The organism is Rhodococcus sp. NPDC127593 (assembly GCF_042671975.1).
Classification (GTDB): domain Bacteria; phylum Actinomycetota; class Actinomycetes; order Mycobacteriales; family Mycobacteriaceae; genus Rhodococcus_F.
The window spans coordinates 151,618-169,760 of sequence record NZ_JBHXWI010000002.1 but is presented as its reverse complement, the minus strand read 5'-3'; the positions used below and the strand labels follow the sequence as shown (position 1 = coordinate 169,760).

Genomic DNA, 18,143 nt, shown 5'->3' with positions numbered 1-18,143 from the left:
GCTCCTAGTTCGGGGAGTCGGTATGTTCTGCGGGAGCCGCGCCCGCCTGCGCGGCGCCGTCTGCGGTGGCCAGATATGCCTCGAGCGTCGACGAATCCGGCAGCAGGCCCTCGGTGTACATCTCGAGGGCGGGCAGTGTGACGTCGGTGGCGAGGTCGCGGATGGCCGTGGCGTAATCGAGCGGAGCTTCCTTGTCGGCGCGCATCTGCAGGTAGAGCAGCATGGCGCCGACGTTGTAGAGGGTGAGGTATCGCGCCCGCGCCTTCGGGTTGCGGCTGGGCCGGACGCTTCCGGCCGCCACTCCCAGCGCGAGATACTGCTCGGTGTCTTCCACCATGTGCTCGAAGAGGGATTCGCCGAGGCCGCCGCCCGCCTGAAAACTCCGCACGATGTACGCGACGAGCGGGGCGTACTGCTCGATGTCGGCGAGAGCTTGCATGGTGCCCGCCGGCCCGGGCGTGGATATCGCCTCTGCCTTCTGCTCCCGGATGATCCGCAGGACGTGCTCGTCGCATTCGGCGCGCAGGCCGTCCTTCGACCCGAAATGGTGGATCACCAGGCCAGGTGACACTCCGGCGGCGGTGGCGATCGCCCGCACTCCGGTACTGAAGCCGTGATTGCCGAACACCGTGATGGCCGCGTCGCGCACTCGCGCGCGGGTGGTCATATCGGGGTGCGGGACCTCGGAACCGGCATTGGTTGAACGCATGTTTAGTACGCTAAACGCGTGTTTAACCGGGCGCAAGGGGTGACGGCGTCAAGATTTCGTCAAGGTGGAAATTCGGGCGTTCGTGAACGCGACGCTCGGACGGGGATACCGGTTGCGGGCGCAGGCCTCGTCCAAGGCCTCGTCGACGGTCCCCTGTACGTCGGCCCGATCCTCGTCCTGCACGACGAGTTCCGTCAGGATCGCGCCGTACTCGCGTCGGACCTGTTCCATCAGCCCGATCGCCCCGTCGATCGCTACGAAATCCGCAGCGCAGCGGAAACCGACCAGCCGCAGTTGTGGCTGCTCCATCACCGCGCGCAATGCCTCCTCGATGCCCGGGCCGTCCGTGCCGAGCACCGAGAGGTCGAGCACCGTGTTCTGCCGTGGCTGCTCGTGCACGAACCGGTGGGGAAGATGAAGCGTCATCGGAACCTCCTCGGGGATTCAGTTCCAGATCTACCCCCGCCACGCGAGGTCGCGGCCGTTCTTGACGGCAATATGACTCCGGTGGCCGCAATCCTGACGCGGTGTTGGCACGGGGTCCTGCGTTTCCCTAGCCTGTTGTGGCCTTCTCGACCGCGTCGCGCGTGAGACCGGTCAGCTTTTCGACATTCTCGGTGGTCGCCGGATAGCCGGCCGACGTCACCCCGATGACGTACTCGCCGGCAAGCGCGCCGTACCCGATGTGCGTGTCCGCTCCCTGAGTTACGGAACCCGCGAATGCCTTGTCGCCGACATCGGCCGGCGCCGGTAGCGCGACGAACCCCTGGACGACTTCACTTTTGTCGATCGCCTGCTCGAACGCGGTCGAGGCTGCGTCGGCGCTGGGATATCGATCGACAGAGACGGTTACCCTTCTGCCGTCGCCCCCTTCGTAGATCACCATTCTCGTCGCGTCGGGGGCACCGGACGCAGTGGAGTTCTCACTCGTCGCCGCCTGTTGGCCTATCTCCGGGAAGTAGTTCTGTACGACGTCCAGCCCCACCAGAACCTCCGGCGGCAACAGATTCGTCCCGGATGTCGTCGCATCCTGCTGCGATTCGGCATCGGCCTGTGTGTCCTGCTGCCCACACCCACCCGCGAACAGGACTCCGGCCAGGATGATCGAGAAAATCGCGAGAGGGGCGTTCCTGCCGATCCTTCGCACGCGGTATAGCTCCGTTGGTTGCACCATGCGTGATACCCCCTGCCGCTCGGGACAATGCCTCCTTGTGCGGCCGGCTCATGAGCTAGCCGACCAGAACTCGCACGGCACCAATTCTCGCCGATCCGGCTACCGTGGACAATCACTTCGCTGCGTTCGGCCGTTCCGCTGGCTCACCGGGGTCGATGTCAGAACGGGTTGTAGATCCAGACCCCGCGGTAATCCCACTCAGTCGACCCGGTCGGAATCTTCACCTGCTGCAGATCGTGCTCATTCCCGAGGTGATCGAACTGGCGACACCAACTCTGCCCGTGGAAGGACGCACACTCGATCGTTCGGCCCGTGCCGTACGGACTCAGGATGATCGATCTGCCGGCGTTCACGCCGAACGCGCCGGGGTCCACGGGCGTGACGAAGGTGGAGGTCCGGTCCTTGTACCCGAACGGGTCGGGATCGGCGGATGCCGCCGGCACACAGATACTCAGCGGGATCAAGGACAGGATGGCTACTGCGATAACCCTTTTCACTTGCACTCCATTCCAGTGAGGGACCGACCGCTGCCATTTGGCTGAATCATCGCTGTCAGCTCGATTGCCAACTCGCGCGCTACGGAACGACGAACGTCCCACCGGCTGGATGGAGAACGGGCCATGGAGAGTTCAGCGTTGCCACCGCTACAACCTGGCCGGCTCCCGTGCGTACCCCGGCCGATCGACGTTCGCACGTATAGAGCGAGACCGGTTCCAGCAGGACGGACCCGCGAGCGCCGGTTTCGAGGTTGAGCCAATGAACCCACGCGCTCTCGCAGTAGGCGCCGGTGGGAAGTGGTTCTCGCGCTTCGAACACGACCACTTCTGGTTCGCCGCCCGAGGTCGCAGTGGGTGTCATCGCGACCACCCAGGGGAGCATGCACGTGGCGAGCCCCCCACATCGAGACAGATACGGCGACGACACCTGGAACGGCACGGTGGTCTCGCCCGGTTTCGTGTCGGTCGGTGCCGCAGTCGCTGCCGAAGCGGTAACCCCAAGAAACCCGAACATCAATACCATGAGAGCGATCGCCCTTGCGAGAGGTGCACGCGGTCTTCGAGACCAGATCTCCACTGCCGACCTCCTGACGCCCCGCGCTCTGCATTGAGCAACTGCCTTATACATCGAGAGCCTTCGTAGGTCGTTACTGCTGGCGGGTTGGCGGGCATCAACGGTTCACAGCCCGCCGCCTACTCCTCCGTCACTGCTGTTGAAAGGAAAGATATCGGTGTGGGAGCCGTCCATGCGCCGCGGTGAAATTGACGAGTACGGACTCGGTTTCCGATCATGTATGAGCCCACGGAGCGTGACTTCCAGCCGTCGGAGTGCCCGCCGGAACCAGCTCCCCGAACGGACCGGTGCTGTCGCGGACTCGTACGGGATTGGTTCCTTGCGGACGTAGTGCTCCATACACCCAGCGTAGCCAGCAACGGGCAACTACGGGCCCGCCATCCGAGGTTCGTCCAGGGCAGCGTTGGTCGCCGAATACAGCTGCGTGAGTGGCGGTCCAGTTCGCACGGTCTGTAACAGATCCTGTCCCGCCTCCGAAATGGAATGGGGGGCGACGGACGTCTCAATTCTCGCGGTGACGAAGAAATGGAGCGCTCATGAGCAAACAGCTGGGACGACGGGTATGTGCCGCGGCACTCACAACTGTCGGACTGGGAACCGCAGTGGCGGCCGGAGGAGGCGCTGTCGCGAATGCTCAGCCCGCGCCACCGACGTCGACGACAATGACGTGCTCGAGCGCGAATCCCCTCGTCTGGGCACCGCCGTTCACGTGGACCATCAACGCCGCGTCCGGGGAGTCGCTGCGACCGGGTGGGTCTGCACTGGAGCCGGCAATTCTGCTGAGCGGCGGCAACGAACTGCCGACGCCGCCCGGTGGTCTCATCCCGAGCATCGGGATCAACTGGTACGGCACGCGGGTGTCGGTCGACTGGCACAACGCGACCACCGGCGCGACCGGGCACAGCGTCAGCGATGAGGCGGCCTGGCAGCAGAAGCCCGGAATTCCGATCAACCGGACCTGGACAGGAACCGGCGCGGTGTCGTTCACCGTGACCGTCCAGACCGGCGCGGGATGGTGGTTCGTCAATTCGCAGAACGCCGTCTGCCAGGGAACGATTTCGGTCGTGCCCGGTCGGTGACGCGGGACCGTCCGCGACAGGTCAGGTTGGAGGCGGTTGGTCGTTTGACTCGGCGAGTTCGGCGAGCCTGTCGGCAGAGGCCAGAAGCATGTCCGACGTGGTGGCCCGGGCGCGCTGGAGGCGCTTCTCGTCGGTCAATCGCGACCAATCGTAGGTATGCGTGACGCGGACGTGCGCGTCGTCGACCCGGTCGACTTCCCAGCGCCACAGATGACCCGGCGGCTGGTTGCCTTGCAGCGAGGGCCGCCATGCAATCAGGCGCCCCTCCTCGAACTCGACCACGTGGTTGTCGCGGATGCCGCCGTTGGTGAGCGTCATGGTGAACACGTCACCGACGGCGCGTACCCGCTGCCCGGCGGCGGCCTCGGCCAGGTTGTCGTTGCCATCCCAACGCGGCTGTTGCGCCGGGTCGGCAATCAATTCGAAGACCGTCCGCGCCGGGGCTGCGATAATGCGGCTGGCGGTCACGACGGTGGGAATCCCGTTCTCCTCAGTCATAACTCGATCAAACCACGACGAGTCGGCAGATCCGGAGCACTATGCCCCTTCTTACGCTTGGCAAGTCGATCACGATCAGCGGACTGGTGCTCGCCGGGCTGTTCGGCGCCGCCGCCCCAGCCGCGGCGGATCAGACTCGAGACAGGTGGGTGAACATCCCCGACACCGCGACTGTCGCTCACGGAATTGCCTGCGGCGGCCGCATCGGAGGAGTCACCGTTGCCACGGACGGTCTGCCCGGGCTGGTCTACGTTCGACTGAACGCGACGTTCGTCGGGATCTCGGCGACGCCTGGAGTGCTGTGCTCGGTATCTGCGACGCTGCACTGGCGCAACCTGGATACCGGCGCTGCGGGATCGTGGTCCGCCGACGTCAGTGGAGGGGTGATCGACTTCCCGGCGGAGCCGTGGACGCACCTCGAGACGGGATCCGGCCGCGTCGAGGTCACGCTCACAACCGACCGCCCGCACATCCCCAGCGACACGGAGATCGACGTGTATTGAGTTCGCGAACCGGCCGATGTCTGGATCGCGGATCCGGAATCGAGCCCGTATGTTCTGAACAAATGTCCATCGAGGGATGGTGACCGTGACAACTGGAACAAGGATCGACGACGCACGCGATGCTCCCGCACGCCCGTCCGAACCCGACGACCGTTGGGTTCCGGTCGATCGGAGGTGGTTCGGCCTGGACCGCGCCACGATCGCCCCAGCGCTGATCGTCATCGCCGTCGCGTCGGTGATGGCACTGATTCTGCCGGCAATCGATCGCGCGGTGCCCTACGCCGACGCGGTCGCCGCCGGCGACGTGCTCGAGGTGAAGGGCGATGTCACCTTCACCCCGGCCACCGGGTGGGGCATCACGTCGGGCGTGCGGGTCGGCGACAGACCGGTCTCGGGCGAATACCCCGACACCGCCACCGTCGTCGACGGCGACGTGGCGTTCACCGTCCACACCGGCGAGTTCAGCGGCGACGCCGAAGCCCTGCTCGCCCAGATCGCCGACACCACCGACGCCCTGCACGGCGCGCAGGGATTGCACGTCACCGGCAGCCCCGAAACGATTGTCACCGACACCGGTGACCGGGGGGTAATCGCCGGGTACTCCGGCACCCACTCCGACGGCGTGATTGCGGCGTTCGTCCTCGACGGCCGTGGTGTCGAAGTGGTGGCCACCGGCCCCGCCGAGGTCTCCGGCGACACCACCGTCACCATTGCCCGCATGATCACCAGCATCGGCCACCGCACCGGGGAGGGCTCGTGACCACACCGCAACTCGACGATCTCGACGCCGACCGCGTCGCAGCGATCGACAACTCCGGGTGGGGAAGGTCGTTCACCTTCTTCCAGCCCCGCAACCTCGCTTTCTGGGTGTATCTGATGCTCGTCGTCACGGGCCTGTTCTCCTTCGCCTCGATGCTGGCCGGTCAGTACGCCGCGTACCGGCAGGCGATCGTGGTGGCGTTGGTACTGTTCGCCGTCTACGGTGCGATCTTCTGGTGGTTCACCCACCACATCGACCGCTACGCCCGTCAGCCCGCCGCGCTGGTCGTCGTGGCGTTCCTGTGGGGTGGCCTCGCCGCCACCTGGACCATGGCAGCGCACGCCAACGATGCGGTGCGCGCTCTGTACGCCAAGGCATTCGGCCAGGCCTGGGCGCTGGACTGGGGCGCGGGACTGGCGGCGCCGTTCGACGAGGAGATCGCCAAAGGCGTCGGGCTGCTTTTGCTGATCTCGTTGGCTCCTCGCCTGGTCCGTACCGCCTTCGACGGGTTCATCCTGGGCGCGTTCATCGGCCTGGGATTCCAAATCGTCGAAGACGTCGCGTACGCGCTGGGATCCGCGGGCTCGCAGTTCGGTGCCAACCAGGTCGAGTCGGCGATGTCGACGGTGTGGATGCGGATGGCCACCGGAGTCAGCGCACACATTCTCTACAGCGCCGTCTTCTGTGCCGGGCTCGTCTATCTCGTCGGTCGGCCGGCTGAACCTCGCAAGGTCGGGCGGGGACTCGCATTGATGGCGACCGCGATGCTGTTGCACGGGGTGTGGGACTCCATGGCTGCTCTCGTGCGGGGCCACGCGGCGCTGCTCTTCGTGCTGATGTTCGCGGTCATCGTCATCGCCCTGGTAGTCGCCATCAAAGTATTCGCGATGACGGTCCCGACAGAACGACAGTTCTTACGCGCGATCATGGCGCCCGAGGTCGCCCGGGGCGTGCTGACCGCCGCGGAACTCGAGGCGATGTGCGGCGACCGCAGAGCGCGAAAGGCGTTCCGCAAGGCCGAAGTCGGACGAATGGAGCGGACCCGCGCCGTACATGTCCTCGACGCCGCCGACGAGCTCGCCGACGAACTTGCCGCCGCCCGCGGCGCGGACACCGGCCGTGTCGCGTTTGCCCGGTCCGAACTCGCCCGCATCCGTGACGGCGCCCCGCCACCTTCGAGGGACGCCACCCCGACGATGTGAACGCACCCGGCACTCGGGACGCGGTATTGCCATCGAGGCGACCTCGGAGTCACTACACGACCGTGCAGTTACGTTCGACTGCACGCCTCGTGCGGGTGGGCGACAGTAGCGTACGGATCGGGACAATCCGGACAACCGAGGAAAGGGCACAACCATGCGCAATTTTGGACGTACGGCAGTCGCGGGGGCCATGGTCGCGGGACTGGTGACTGCGGGGGCGGCAACGGCGTCCGCCGCTCCGTTCGGCTCCCTCGGCGACGGACCCGACCTGGTTATCACGCAAGCGAACGCCGAGGGTGTCAACGCGTGCACCGTGCGTGTCACGAACGGGGGTGACGGAACCGCCACCGGAGTCACGGTCCACACGCCGCTCATCTATCCGAGCATCAACCTCGGCACTCTCGCCCCCGGCGAATCGAAGGTCGCCGAGTACTTCGATTGCGGATTCTCGGAGCGCATCTTCTACTTCGCTACGACGAGCGGCGAGACGAACTGGGCCGACAACTTCCTGTACCTCGAACTCTGAGCGCGGGGTCGCCGGGAGCGCCGACTCGGACCTGGTCAGCTCCGGCTACCACGGATCCAATGAATTTTTTTAGAATATTTAAGAAGAGTCATTGACTCGCTGAAGATCTTCACTATAGTTCTGTGAGTCAGGCCACCCAGCGGGAGGAAACGCCAATGACGGCCGAGAGGACCACGCACGCTCCGCCCGCAACGAGTGCCCTGCTGACGACCGTCGGCAACAAGATTCGCACCATGCGCAAGGAGAAGGGCATGACCCTTGCGCAGCTCTCGGAAATCACGGGACTCAGCCCGGCGATCGTCAGCCAGATCGAGCGCGGTCTGGCCAACCCGTCCTTCACCACCCTGGCTCAGCTGGCCCACGGGCTGGACATCCCGGTCGGCAAATTTTTCATCGGCCAACCGGACACCAAATCACCCGTCGTGCGAAAACACGAGCGGCGCAACCTCGTCGGCGTCACCAAGAAGTCGATGGGGGAAGCCGTCTACGAACTGCTCACCCCCGAGCTCAACGGCGGTGCCCTGGAGGCGCAATGGATCGAAACGCCGCCCGGGCACGACACCAGCGCAACCCCGTTCCGTCACAGCGGCGAAGAATTCGGCATCATTCTTGCCGGCCGCAAGGACATCTATCTGGACGGGGAATGCCATTCTCTGGAGGCGGGCGACTCGATCACCTTCTCCTCGGACATCCCGCACTGGTACAAGAACAGCTACGAAGAGGTATGCGTAGCGATCTGGGTCAACGCACCACACGCGTGGTGAGTCCGGCGTCCAACGCCGGCCGTTAGCGACACGCACCGGAACGGGACATCATCTCCCCGGACATCCCGCATCGGTACGAGAACAGCTACGAAGAGGTATGCGTAGCGAATTGGGTCGAGGCACCACACCGTGGTGAGCCCGGCGTCCACCGCCGGCCGTCAACCCAACCCTCCTTACTGTCCGGCCGCCTGAACGGCCCGACACAACGCATCCCGTCGCCGTGATGCGTCATACCCTCTTGCACCCTCGCGGTGCCAGCGTAAGGACAAGACCATTGCTTGACACCACTGTGACAGCATCGAGCAGGCAGCAACAACTCACCCCCGAGGTCCGTAAAGGCCTCCTCGGCCTCGGCCTCGGCAATGCCCTCGAATGGTACGACTGGATGGTCTTCGGACTCCTGTCGGCTTTCATCGGACCGAACTTCTTCCCCTCCACCGACCCCCTCAGCGCCACCCTGAACACCCTGGCCGTCTTCGCGGTCGGCTTCGCGTTCCGGCCGCTGGGCGGCGTCATGCTCGGAACCCTCGCGGACCGGATCGGCCGACGCCGAGTCATGTTGATCTCCATCAGCACGATGGCCGTGACCACCCTGATCATCGCGATCACCCCCGGCTACGCACAGATCGGGGCGTGGGCCGGGGCCATCCTCGTCGCCTGCCGCGTCGTGCAGGGCGTCTCCACCGGCATCGAGGCGCCGCTCTCCACGGCCCATGCCGTCGAACTCGTCCCCGTCGGACGAGAAGGCCTGGTTGCGGGCGTCATGTCGTTCTATGTCAACCTCGGCGTGCTCCTGGCGTCCCTGGTCAGCTTCCTGTGCAGTCTGATCATCGGCGGGGCCGCCATGGGTGAATGGGGCTGGCGGATCCCCTTCGTCATCGGTGCCGTGTTCGGCGTCGTCGTCGTATACCTGCGCCGCGCTCTGCCCGAAACCATGCGCCCGGAAGAACTGTCGGACAACACCACCGGCGCCGTCTGGACGGGCGTCCGCAAACACTGGCTCAGCGTCGTCGCCATCATCTTCGTGGTGGGTGCCGCCCAGGCCTACAACTACGCGTGGAACGTCGGACTGCCGGCGGCCGCACGCAGCAACTTCAAGGAAGATCCCACCGCGGTATTCGCCCTCACGACGGCGCTCGGCGTCGTTCTGGTCGCCGGCAGCTGGGTGGTCGGCAAGCTGACGGACGGCAAATCCATGTCACGCTGGTTCCTCTGGACCCGCGCGCTGGCCGTCCCGGCCGTCTTCCTGATGCTGATGTACGTGCAACCCGGGATCGGCGGCTTCGCGGTCGTGCTTCTGGGCGGCTCGGTGGTCCTGGTGCTGAACATGACCCTCTACAACGTGGTCAGCACGTCGCTGATGCCCAAGAACTGCCGTGGCGCCGGTGTGTCGCTGGGGTACGGGGTCGGCGTCGCGCTGTTCGGCGGCACTGCTTCCTACCTGCTCGTGTGGTTCCAATCCGTGAACGCCAACTGGATATTTCCGGTCTACGTGGCCGTTCTCTCCATCCTCAGCATCGTCTTCTACCTGCTTGCTCGCCGTGCCAACGGAATCTTCGTCGGAAAGTAAGGACTCCCATGACCAACCTCGATCTGCGCGTCGCCAGCCACGACCTCACGGCGCCCGTCGTCAACCGCTCCCAGGTGCTCGTGGTGGGCGGTGGCCCCGCCGGGGTATCCGCCGCGGTCACGGCCGCCCGCTCCGGTGCCAGTGTCACTCTGCTGGAGCGCTACTCGTCGCTCGGGGGCCTGGCGTCCGGCGGCATGGTGCTGGTCCTCGACGACATGATCAACGGCCAGGACATCACGGTCACCGGAATCGTCTCCGAGTACGTGGAGCGGCTCCAGGCACTGGACCTCGCGGTCGTCCCGCCCAGAGAAGACCGCACGGCCTCCACCGAACTGTGGAACAAATGGGGCCGCTACGGAACCTTCGACTTCCACTCCCACACCAACCCCAAACCCATCTGCTACGCCGCCGCATTCGATCCCGACGGCTGGAAGCGCGTCTCCAACGACCTCGTCCGCGAAGCCGGCGTCAACCTCCGACTGCACACCTGGTTCTCGCGTCCCATCGTCGACGACGGCGTCGTCAAAGGCGTGGTGTGCGAAACCAAGTCCGGTCCCCAGGCGTTCCTGGCGGACGTGGTCATCGACACGACGGGCGACATCGACGTCGCATCCCGTGCCGGTGCCGCCCACATCAAGGACAGCTACATCACCACGCTCGTGTTCCGGCTGGGCGGCGTGGACACGGCAGCTGCCGAACGCTTCGAACAGGGGAATCCCAAGGAAGCGCGAGCCCTCAACCGCAAGATCAAGCGACTGCTCGGCGGCGCCTGGGAGCTGTGGTGGCTCAAGACACCGCTCGACGGCGTCGTCTGGTGCAACGCCCCGCACATGAGCGGTTTCGACGGCACCGACCCGGGCGACCTCACGGCCGCCGAGTTCGCGGCCCGCGACCGCATCACCGAGGCGGTGGAGTACGTCAAGGAGCACCTCCCCGGATTCGGCAACTGCTACATCGTGGACGTCGCATCCCAGCTGGGCGTCCGGCAGACCCGCCTCCTCGAAGGCGAGTACGTCATGACCAAGGAAGACGTGACCACGCGACGGCACTTCGCCGACTCCGTCGCCCGCGGGCGCGACTACTACTACCCGTACCGCTCACTCCTCCCGAAGGAAGTCGAGCAGCTACTCGTTGCGGGCCGGCACTACTCGGCGACCCCCGACGCCCAGAAGATGTCCCGCGAGATCCCGCCGTGCATGGCCATGGGTCAGGCGGTCGGCGTCGCGGCGGCCATCGCCGTCCGGGACGACGTGACCGTCCGCAGCGTGTCCGCCCTGGACATCCAGGCGGGCATGCGCAGCCACGGCGCAGACCCCGGCGACATCCCCTCCGCCAACGCCACCATCGACCAGGAAGCGACGGTCTCGGCATGAGCACCACCACCGAAGAGCTGACTTTCACGACGACAGACCACCCGGCGAGAACCGCCCCCGCTGCTGTCTCGGTTCCGGCCGGCCCGAAGCTTCCGCTGACCGGCATCAAGATCGTGGACTTCACCCAGGTCTACATGGGTCCCAGCGCGACGCAGATGCTGGGCGACTACGGCGCAGACATCATCAAGGTCGAGCGACCCGGTGCCGGTGACATCGCCCGGAACTCGTTCCCCGACCCGGACGGGCAGGACAACCCGATCTTCCTGGCCATCAACCGCAACAAGCGCAGCATCAGCGTGGACACGCGCACCGAGGACGGCCGGGCCGTGCTGCGCACGCTCATGAGCGACGCGGACGTGGTGGTCAGCAACTTCCGGGCCGGCGTGATGGAACGCATGGGTTTCGGGTACGACGAGCTGAGGAAGGACAACCCCGGGATCATCTGGGCGTCCGGCACCGGTTTCGGAACGGAAGGTCCCTTATCGCACAAGGGGGGCCAGGACGCGATCGCGCAGGCGTATTCCGGCGTCATGTGGCGTCGCGAGTCGGACGATGCGCCACCCGTCGTCTACCCGACCACGCTGTGCGACTACACCACCGGCATGCACCTGATGCAGGGAATCCTGCTGGCGCTCCGTGCCCGCGAGCAGTACGGCACGGGACAGAAGGTGGAGGTGACCATGTACGACTCCATGCTGCACATGCAGATGCAGGAAGCGTGCATGCAGCTCAATCGCGGTTACGAAGTCAATTGGGGCGCAATGCCCTTCACCGGAGTCTTCCCCACCACGGACGGAGCCGTCTGCATGGTCGGCGGATTCACGGCCGACCCGCTCCTGCACATCTCCCGCGCCCTCGGCTTGGACGAGGACCTCACGCTCCGGCCGGAGTTCTCCACGAAGGAACTTCAGTTCGACAACAAGCCCGCGCTGCAGGCGATCTTCCGGGAACGCTTCGCGACGAACACCACGGAGTACTGGACGCAGAAGCTCGAGGAGGAGGGCCTGCTGAACGCGCCGGTGAATACCCTCGAGCAGACGTTGGCCGACGAGCAGACCCGGGTCAACGGCATGATCGTGGAAGCCGACCATCCCAGCGTCGGCACGGTGAAGATGCTCAACGCACCCATCCGGCTCTCCGCCACCCCACCCTCCATCCGACACAGCGCACCCCGTCTCGGCGAACACAACGCCGAGGTGTTGAGGGAACACGGCTTCGACGACGACGCGATCGCGCGTCTGGTGGCGCTGGGGGTCCTCGCATGACCGAGAACGCCGACGACGTCATCCTGGCAATCGACGACGGTGTGGCGACGGTGACGATCAATCGCCCGCACGTGCTCAATGCCGTCGACGGTCCCACCGCCGCACGCTTGAACGGCATCTGGGAGCAGCTGGAGCAGGACCGCAGCATCCGCGCGGTGGTCGTCACCGGCGCCGGGCCGAAGGCCTTCTGCACGGGAGCGGACATGAGCTCCGCCGCGGTGGACAAGACCGGCCTCGAGTACTGGGCCGAGCTGGACGCCAACGGCTTCGGCGGACTGAGTCTGCGCACCACCCTGGACGTTCCGGTGATCGCCAAGGTGAACGGCTACGCGCTGGGCGGTGGCATGGAAATCGTTCTGGGCGCGGACATCGTGGTGGCGTCCGACCGCGCCCGGTTCGGTCTGACGGAGCCGCGGGTCGGGCGACTGGCGCTCGACGGCGGCATCCATCAGCTGGTGCGCCGGGTTCCCCATACCCAGGCCATGGGCATGCTCCTGACCGGACGCAAGGCCGATGCAGCCGAAATGGAGGCCATGGGACTCGTCAACGAGGTGGTCCCGGCGGAGGAGCTGGACGCCGCCGTGGATCGTTGGCTCGACCAGATCCGGGCGTGTGCGCCCACCTCGCTGCGTGCGGTCAAGCAGATGGTCACGCGCACAGCCCATCTCACCGCCGCCGAAGCTCGGGGGCTGCGACTTCCGGCACTCATGGACGCCTTGGACAGCAAGGACTCCGCCGAGGGCGTGCTGGCGTTCCAGGAAAAGCGCGCGCCGGTGTGGTCCGGCGAGTAGCTCAACGGAGAGGAAGAACCATGCGCGAATCACTGGAACACGGGGTGTGGGGCGTCGTCGCCACACCGTTCATCGGCAGCACCCAGGATGTCGACACCGACAGCCTCGCAAATCTGGTGGAGCACTACGAGAGGGTCGGCGCCGTCGGGTTGACGGTGCTCGGAGTGTTCGGTGAAGCCGCGGCGCTGTCGACGGACGAACGTGCCCTCGTCCTCGAAACCGTCACCGAGGCTTCCGATCTCCCGCTCGTGGTGGGCGTCACCGCGCTCACCACCCGTCCGGTCATCGACGAGATCCGTGCCGCCCGATCCGTGGCCGGCGACCGGATCCGAGCGTTCATGGTGCAGGCCAACTCGGCCGACCCCGACGTCGTCACCGACCACCTGCAGGCCGTCCACCGCGTTACCGGCGCCGACGTCGTGCTGCAGGACTATCCCGCGGCGAGCGGCGTGGCCATCGGCACTGCCTCGTTGGCCGCCGTCGTGCGGCGTTGCGAGTTCGTGGTGGCCGTCAAGGCCGAGGCACCACCGACGTCCGTGGCCATCGCCGAACTCACTGCTGCCGTCGATGTTTCGGTCTTCGGCGGGCTCGGTGGCCAGGGCCTCCTGGACGAACTGAACTCCGGCGCCGCCGGTGCCATGACCGGATTCTCCTGTCCCGAAGCGCTGGTGGCCTGTGTCCGGGCCTGGCAGACGGGTGGTTACGAGGCCGCCCGCGAGGTCCTGCAGCCGTTCCTGCCCCTCGTCAACTTCGAGCAGCAGGCGAGGATCGCTCTGGCCGTTCGCAAGGAGCTGTTGCTGCAGCGCGGACTGATCCGCGACTCGGCTGTGCGGGCCCCGGCCGCCAAGTTCCCGGAGGTGCTCCGCGACAGTCTGACAACGCATCTGGCGGAGGCTTCGCGGGCCGTCGAGACGCTCACCGCAGGGAGGATCTGATGGATCTCGGAATCCGAGGCAAGACGGCTCTCGTCGCCGCGTCCACGGGTGGTCTCGGCCTCGCGGTCGCCCGTGCCCTCGCGGCCGAAGGGGCACGCGTCGCGATTACCGGACGGCGGCGCGAGCGCGCCCAGGAGATCGCGTCGTCACTCGACGGTGCCGTCGCGGTCGAGGCCGACCTGAGCACCCCCGACGGCACCGCGACCGCCGTCGGGCGCACCGAAGCGGAGCTGGGACCGGTCGACATCGTGGTCCTCAACGGCCCCGGACCCCGACCCGGCGCGGCGGCGACCCTGGGCGCCGATGATCTCGCAGCAGCATTCGACATCCTGCTCCGCCCGCACCACGCGCTCGTGTCGACGGTGCTACCCGGCATGCGCGAGCGCCGCTGGGGCCGGGTTCTCGCCATCGGCTCGTCCGGAGTTGCTGCGCCCCTGCCCAATCTGGCGATGTCCAACACGGGACGCGCTGCCCTCGCGGGATACCTCAAGACCCTCGCCGCCGAGGTCGCGCTCGACTGCGTCACCGTCAACCTGCTGCTGCCGGGACGGATCGCCACCGACCGGGTAGCCGAACTGGACGCGGCCGCCGCGAAGCGCCGCGGTGTCACCGTCACCGACATCGAACTCGAATCCCGCAAGACGATCCCGGCCCGTCGCTACGGCGACCCCGACGAATTCGGCGCCGCCGCCGCGTTCCTGTGCAGCGCCCCGGCGTCGTACATCACCGGCGTCGCACTCCGCTGCGACGGCGGCCTGATCCGCAGCCTCTAGACCCCCGCCCTCCACATCTCGAGGAGACACGATGACCACGACCGTCACCGAGCCCGCCGGCTCACACTTCCGGAACGACGTCCCGACCGCGCAGCACCTCCTCAACGGCGAATGGCTGGGCGGCGCGGACACCCCGCGCTGGAACCCGGCCCGCCCGCACGAACTCGCCGCCTACTCACCGAGCGGCGGCACCGCCGAGGTGGACGCCGCCGTCACGGCCGCCGCCGCAGCCCAGCCGGCCTGGGCCGCGCTCCCCGCACCGGCCCGGGGCGCCATCCTCATGACGGCGGCAAACCTGCTGCAGGAACGTGGTTCCGCGGTGGCCGCGGACCTCGTCCGGGAAGAAGGCAAAACCCTCGCCGAGGCCCGCGGCGAAGTCACGCGCGCCGTGGACGTGCTGCGGTTCTTCGGTTCCCTCGGCTGGGCGGCCACCGGCGAGGTGCTTCCCAGCGGGCTGCCCGGAACCAGCATCACCACCCGCCGCGAACCCCTCGGCGTCTTCGCCCTCATCACGCCGTGGAACTTTCCCATCGCCATCCCCGCGTGGAAGACCGCCCCCGCACTCGTCTCGGGCAACACGGTGGTGCTCAAGCCCGCCGAACTCACACCCCTGTCCGCCACCCACCTCGCCCGCGCCCTCCACGACGCCGGTCTCCCCGCCGGCGTCTTCAACGTGGTCCACGGCAAAGGTCGGGTGGTGGGTGATGCCCTGGCCCGCGATCCCCGCGTCGCGGGGCTGTCCTTCACCGGCTCGACCACCGTCGGGCTGGGACTGCAGGACATCCTGAACGCCCGCCGAGCCCGGGTACAGCTGGAGATGGGCGGAAAGAACGGTGTGCTGGTGCTCGACGACGCCCGGAATGCCGCGCAGGTCGTGGCGGCCGGGGCGTTCGGTCTGACCGGGCAGGCCTGCACGGCGACGTCCCGCGTGTACGTCACACCCGGCATCCGCGACGCGTTCCTCGACGCGCTGGTCGAGGAAGCCGCGCGCTACGTTCCGGGTGACGGTTCGGCGGACATGACCCGCATGGGCGCGGTGGTGAGCAGCGCGCAGTTCGAGCAGGACCAGGCCGCGGTGCGCTCCGCAGTCGAGCGGGGCGCAACAGTGCGGCACGGAGACTACGCCGGCGACCCGTCCGCCGGGTTCTTCTTCCCGGCCACCGTGCTCACCGATCTGCCGCTCGACGATCCGGCGGTCACGGACGAGATCTTCGGCCCGGTCGTCGCCGTCCTGGAGGTCGCCGACTACGAGGCCGGGCTCGCCGCCATCAACGACTCCCGCTACGGACTCACCGCGGGTATCTGCACCGACAGCCTCGCCCGCTCGACGGACTTCGCGGCCCGGGCACAGGCCGGCGTCGTCAAGATCAACCGCCCGACCGCCGGGCTCGACCTGAATGTGCCGTTCGGCGGAGTGAAGGACTCGTCCACGAACACGTTCCGGGAGCAAGGCCGCAGCGCGGTGGACTTCTACACCTGGGGGAAGACCGTGTACACGGGCGTCTGATCCGAGAGCATTCGTGAGCATTGCGGGAGGGCTGCCGGCGATCGACCTGTTGGACGTTCGTGCATGTGGCGGAAAGCGTGGTTGTGCTGTACAACATAAACAGCGAGACCAGTTTGTGACATGAACCACATCTAACCGTTACGTTGATATACGACTACACAGAGATGAACAACAGTTCCGGGGGGAACGGATCCGCGCAGGTGGATCCGGTTTCGGGAACGGTAAGGACACCGCATGCTGTTGCCGATGGCACCGACCGATTCACTGTTTCTGCTCGGCGAATCCCGCGAGCATCCGATGCACGTCGGCGGCCTGGCAGTGTTCACGCCACCCGAGGGGGCATCCGCGGCCGATGTGCGCGCGATGTTCGATGCCGCGCTGATCGGTGACCAGGTGGCGGCGCCCTTCCGCAAGCGGGCCCGCCGTTCGGTGACGTCACTCGGTCAGTGGGGCTGGGACACCCTCCCGCACCACGAGGTCGATCTGGAACACCACGTGCGCCGCGACGCCCTGCCCCAGCCGGGCGGAATGGCCGAACTGATGACCCTGGTCTCGCGGCTGCACGGCACCCTGCTCGACCGCAGCCGCCCCCTGTGGGAGATGCACCTGATCGAGGGACTCACAGACGGCCGCTACGCGATCTACACCAAGATCCACCACGCCCTCGCCGACGGCGCGTCCGCGATGAGGCTGCTCCGCGACAGCATGAGCGAGGATCCCCACCGTCGGAACATGCCCACGCCCTGGCAACCCCGCAACACGCTCGCGGCCGTGCCGGACGCGGGCGTCGCGGTTTCGGGAGGGCTCGGCTCCGCACTGCCCGGGATGGCGTGGGACGCCGCCCGCGCCGCGGTCGGCGAGGTCGCAGGACTCCTGCCCGCGGCGGTCGGCACCGTGGATCGTGCCCTGCACGGCAGGGGTGGCGCGGTGTCGCTGACCGCACCGCACACCCTGTTCAACGTGCCGATCAGCGGAGCCCGGCACGTCGCCGCCCGGTCCTTCCCTCTCGAACGGATCCGCCTGCTGGCCAAGCACGCCGACGCCACCATCAACGACATCGTGCTGACGATGTGCGCGGGCACCCTCCGGGCCTACCTGCACACCCGCGACGCGTTGCCGGACAATCCCCTGATCGCGATGGTCCCCGTCTCCCTCCGCGCGCCCACTACCGGGGCCGGAGGCAATCGGGTGGGGGTGCTCATGTGCAACCTGGCCACCCACCTCCCCGACCCCGCGCACCGCCTCGAGACCGTCCGCAACTGCATGAACGAGGGCAAGGCGGCCCTCCAGTCGATGAGTCCCGCCCAGGTGCTCGCGATGAGCGCCCTCGGCGCCGCCCCGCTCGGAGTCGAGATGTTCCTCGGCCGCCGGGGTCCGCTGCGGCCACCGTTCAACGTCGTCATCTCCAACGTCGCCGGCCCCCGAACCCCGTTGTACTGGAACGGGGCCCGACTCGAATCCCTCTACCCGCTCTCCATCCCCACCACCGGGCAGGCACTCAACATCACGTGCACCAGCAGCGACGACCAGATCGTCTTCGGCCTCACCGGCTGCCGCCGCACCGTCCCGGATCTGCACCCCATGCTCGATCAGCTCGACGCCGAACTCGATCTCCTGGAGACCGCTGTCGGACTGTGACCTCG

At 67.0% G+C, this 18,143-nt stretch carries 19 protein-coding genes; 14 read left to right on the top strand and 5 right to left on the bottom strand.

The features are described from left to right. Positions 1-4: 4 nt before the first annotated feature. The 4 genes from ACFVJ3_RS02510 to ACFVJ3_RS02495 all read right to left on the bottom strand — a co-directional run bounded on the left by ACFVJ3_RS02510 (position 5) and on the right by ACFVJ3_RS02495 (position 2,380). Positions 5-709, bottom strand: coding sequence for a TetR family transcriptional regulator (locus ACFVJ3_RS02510; protein WP_378450548.1), 705 nt, complete (start codon positions 707-709; stop codon positions 5-7). A gap of 48 nt (positions 710-757) precedes the next feature. Next, the gene (locus ACFVJ3_RS02505; RefSeq protein WP_378450547.1) at positions 758-1,135 is read right to left on the bottom strand and encodes a decarboxylase; all 378 of its coding nucleotides are present in this window, start codon (positions 1,133-1,135) and stop codon (positions 758-760) included. Between the two features lie 127 nt (positions 1,136-1,262). Next, a complete protein-coding gene (locus ACFVJ3_RS02500; protein ID WP_378450546.1) occupies positions 1,263-1,883 on the bottom strand; it encodes a hypothetical protein in 621 nt (206 codons plus the stop codon). Positions 1,884-2,041: 158 nt separating this feature from the next. Next, positions 2,042-2,380 carry a hypothetical protein gene (locus ACFVJ3_RS02495; RefSeq protein ID WP_378450545.1) on the bottom strand — a complete coding sequence of 113 codons (339 nt, stop codon included), beginning with the start codon at positions 2,378-2,380 and terminating at the stop codon, positions 2,042-2,044. A gap of 1,110 nt (positions 2,381-3,490) precedes the next feature. Here ACFVJ3_RS02495 and ACFVJ3_RS02490 point away from each other — a divergent pair. Further along, positions 3,491-4,033 (top strand): hypothetical protein, encoded by a 543-nt coding sequence (locus ACFVJ3_RS02490; RefSeq protein WP_378450544.1) that lies wholly within the window; start codon positions 3,491-3,493, stop codon positions 4,031-4,033. A gap of 21 nt (positions 4,034-4,054) precedes the next feature. On the opposite strand, the gene ACFVJ3_RS02485 is transcribed toward ACFVJ3_RS02490, so the two are convergent. Then, complete coding sequence (locus ACFVJ3_RS02485) at positions 4,055-4,531, bottom strand: SRPBCC family protein (RefSeq protein ID WP_378450543.1); 477 nt, start codon at positions 4,529-4,531, stop codon at positions 4,055-4,057. A 41-nt stretch (positions 4,532-4,572) separates the two neighbouring features. On the opposite strand from ACFVJ3_RS02485, the gene ACFVJ3_RS02480 reads away from it, so the two are divergent. The 13 genes from ACFVJ3_RS02480 (at position 4,573) to ACFVJ3_RS02420 (ending at position 18,138) form a co-directional block, all read left to right on the top strand. Next, on the top strand, positions 4,573-5,034 hold the full coding sequence (locus tag ACFVJ3_RS02480; RefSeq protein WP_378450542.1) for a hypothetical protein: 462 nt from the start codon (positions 4,573-4,575) through the stop codon (positions 5,032-5,034). Positions 5,035-5,119: 85 nt separating this feature from the next. Further along, on the top strand, positions 5,120-5,794 hold the full coding sequence (locus tag ACFVJ3_RS02475) for a hypothetical protein (RefSeq protein ID WP_378450541.1): 675 nt from the start codon (positions 5,120-5,122) through the stop codon (positions 5,792-5,794). Beyond that, positions 5,791-6,996 carry a PrsW family intramembrane metalloprotease gene (locus tag ACFVJ3_RS02470; RefSeq protein WP_378450540.1) on the top strand — a complete coding sequence of 402 codons (1,206 nt, stop codon included), beginning with the start codon at positions 5,791-5,793 and terminating at the stop codon, positions 6,994-6,996. Before ACFVJ3_RS02475 ends, ACFVJ3_RS02470 begins: the two co-directional genes overlap by 4 nt. Positions 6,997-7,150: 154 nt before the next feature. Then, positions 7,151-7,522, top strand: a complete 372-nt coding sequence (locus ACFVJ3_RS02465; RefSeq protein ID WP_378450539.1) for a hypothetical protein — start codon at positions 7,151-7,153, stop codon at positions 7,520-7,522. 122 nt (positions 7,523-7,644) lie between these two features. Continuing rightward, positions 7,645-8,286 carry a helix-turn-helix domain-containing protein gene (locus ACFVJ3_RS02460; protein ID WP_378450538.1) on the top strand — a complete coding sequence of 214 codons (642 nt, stop codon included), beginning with the start codon at positions 7,645-7,647 and terminating at the stop codon, positions 8,284-8,286. A 274-nt stretch (positions 8,287-8,560) separates the two neighbouring features. Beyond that, complete coding sequence (locus tag ACFVJ3_RS02455; RefSeq protein WP_378450537.1) at positions 8,561-9,856, top strand: MFS transporter; 1,296 nt, start codon at positions 8,561-8,563, stop codon at positions 9,854-9,856. 8 nt (positions 9,857-9,864) lie between these two features. Further along, positions 9,865-11,229: an FAD-dependent oxidoreductase gene (locus ACFVJ3_RS02450; protein WP_378450536.1), complete on the top strand. Its 1,365-nt coding sequence runs from the start codon at positions 9,865-9,867 to the stop codon at positions 11,227-11,229. Continuing rightward, positions 11,226-12,494: a CaiB/BaiF CoA transferase family protein gene (locus ACFVJ3_RS02445; RefSeq protein WP_378450535.1), complete on the top strand. Its 1,269-nt coding sequence runs from the start codon at positions 11,226-11,228 to the stop codon at positions 12,492-12,494. The genes ACFVJ3_RS02450 and ACFVJ3_RS02445 overlap by 4 nt, the downstream gene beginning before the upstream one ends. Continuing rightward, complete coding sequence (locus ACFVJ3_RS02440; protein WP_378450534.1) at positions 12,491-13,285, top strand: enoyl-CoA hydratase-related protein; 795 nt, start codon at positions 12,491-12,493, stop codon at positions 13,283-13,285. The genes ACFVJ3_RS02445 and ACFVJ3_RS02440 overlap by 4 nt, the downstream gene beginning before the upstream one ends. A gap of 20 nt (positions 13,286-13,305) precedes the next feature. Further along, the gene (locus tag ACFVJ3_RS02435; RefSeq protein WP_378450533.1) at positions 13,306-14,220 is read left to right on the top strand and encodes a dihydrodipicolinate synthase family protein; all 915 of its coding nucleotides are present in this window, start codon (positions 13,306-13,308) and stop codon (positions 14,218-14,220) included. Then, complete coding sequence (locus ACFVJ3_RS02430) at positions 14,220-14,993, top strand: SDR family oxidoreductase (RefSeq protein ID WP_378450532.1); 774 nt, start codon at positions 14,220-14,222, stop codon at positions 14,991-14,993. Before ACFVJ3_RS02435 ends, ACFVJ3_RS02430 begins: the two co-directional genes overlap by 1 nt. A 31-nt stretch (positions 14,994-15,024) precedes the next feature. Continuing rightward, positions 15,025-16,500, top strand: coding sequence for an aldehyde dehydrogenase family protein (locus ACFVJ3_RS02425; RefSeq protein ID WP_378450531.1), 1,476 nt, complete (start codon positions 15,025-15,027; stop codon positions 16,498-16,500). Between the two features lie 234 nt (positions 16,501-16,734). Continuing rightward, positions 16,735-18,138, top strand: a complete 1,404-nt coding sequence (locus ACFVJ3_RS02420; protein WP_378450530.1) for a wax ester/triacylglycerol synthase family O-acyltransferase — start codon at positions 16,735-16,737, stop codon at positions 18,136-18,138. Positions 18,139-18,143 lie beyond the last annotated feature (5 nt).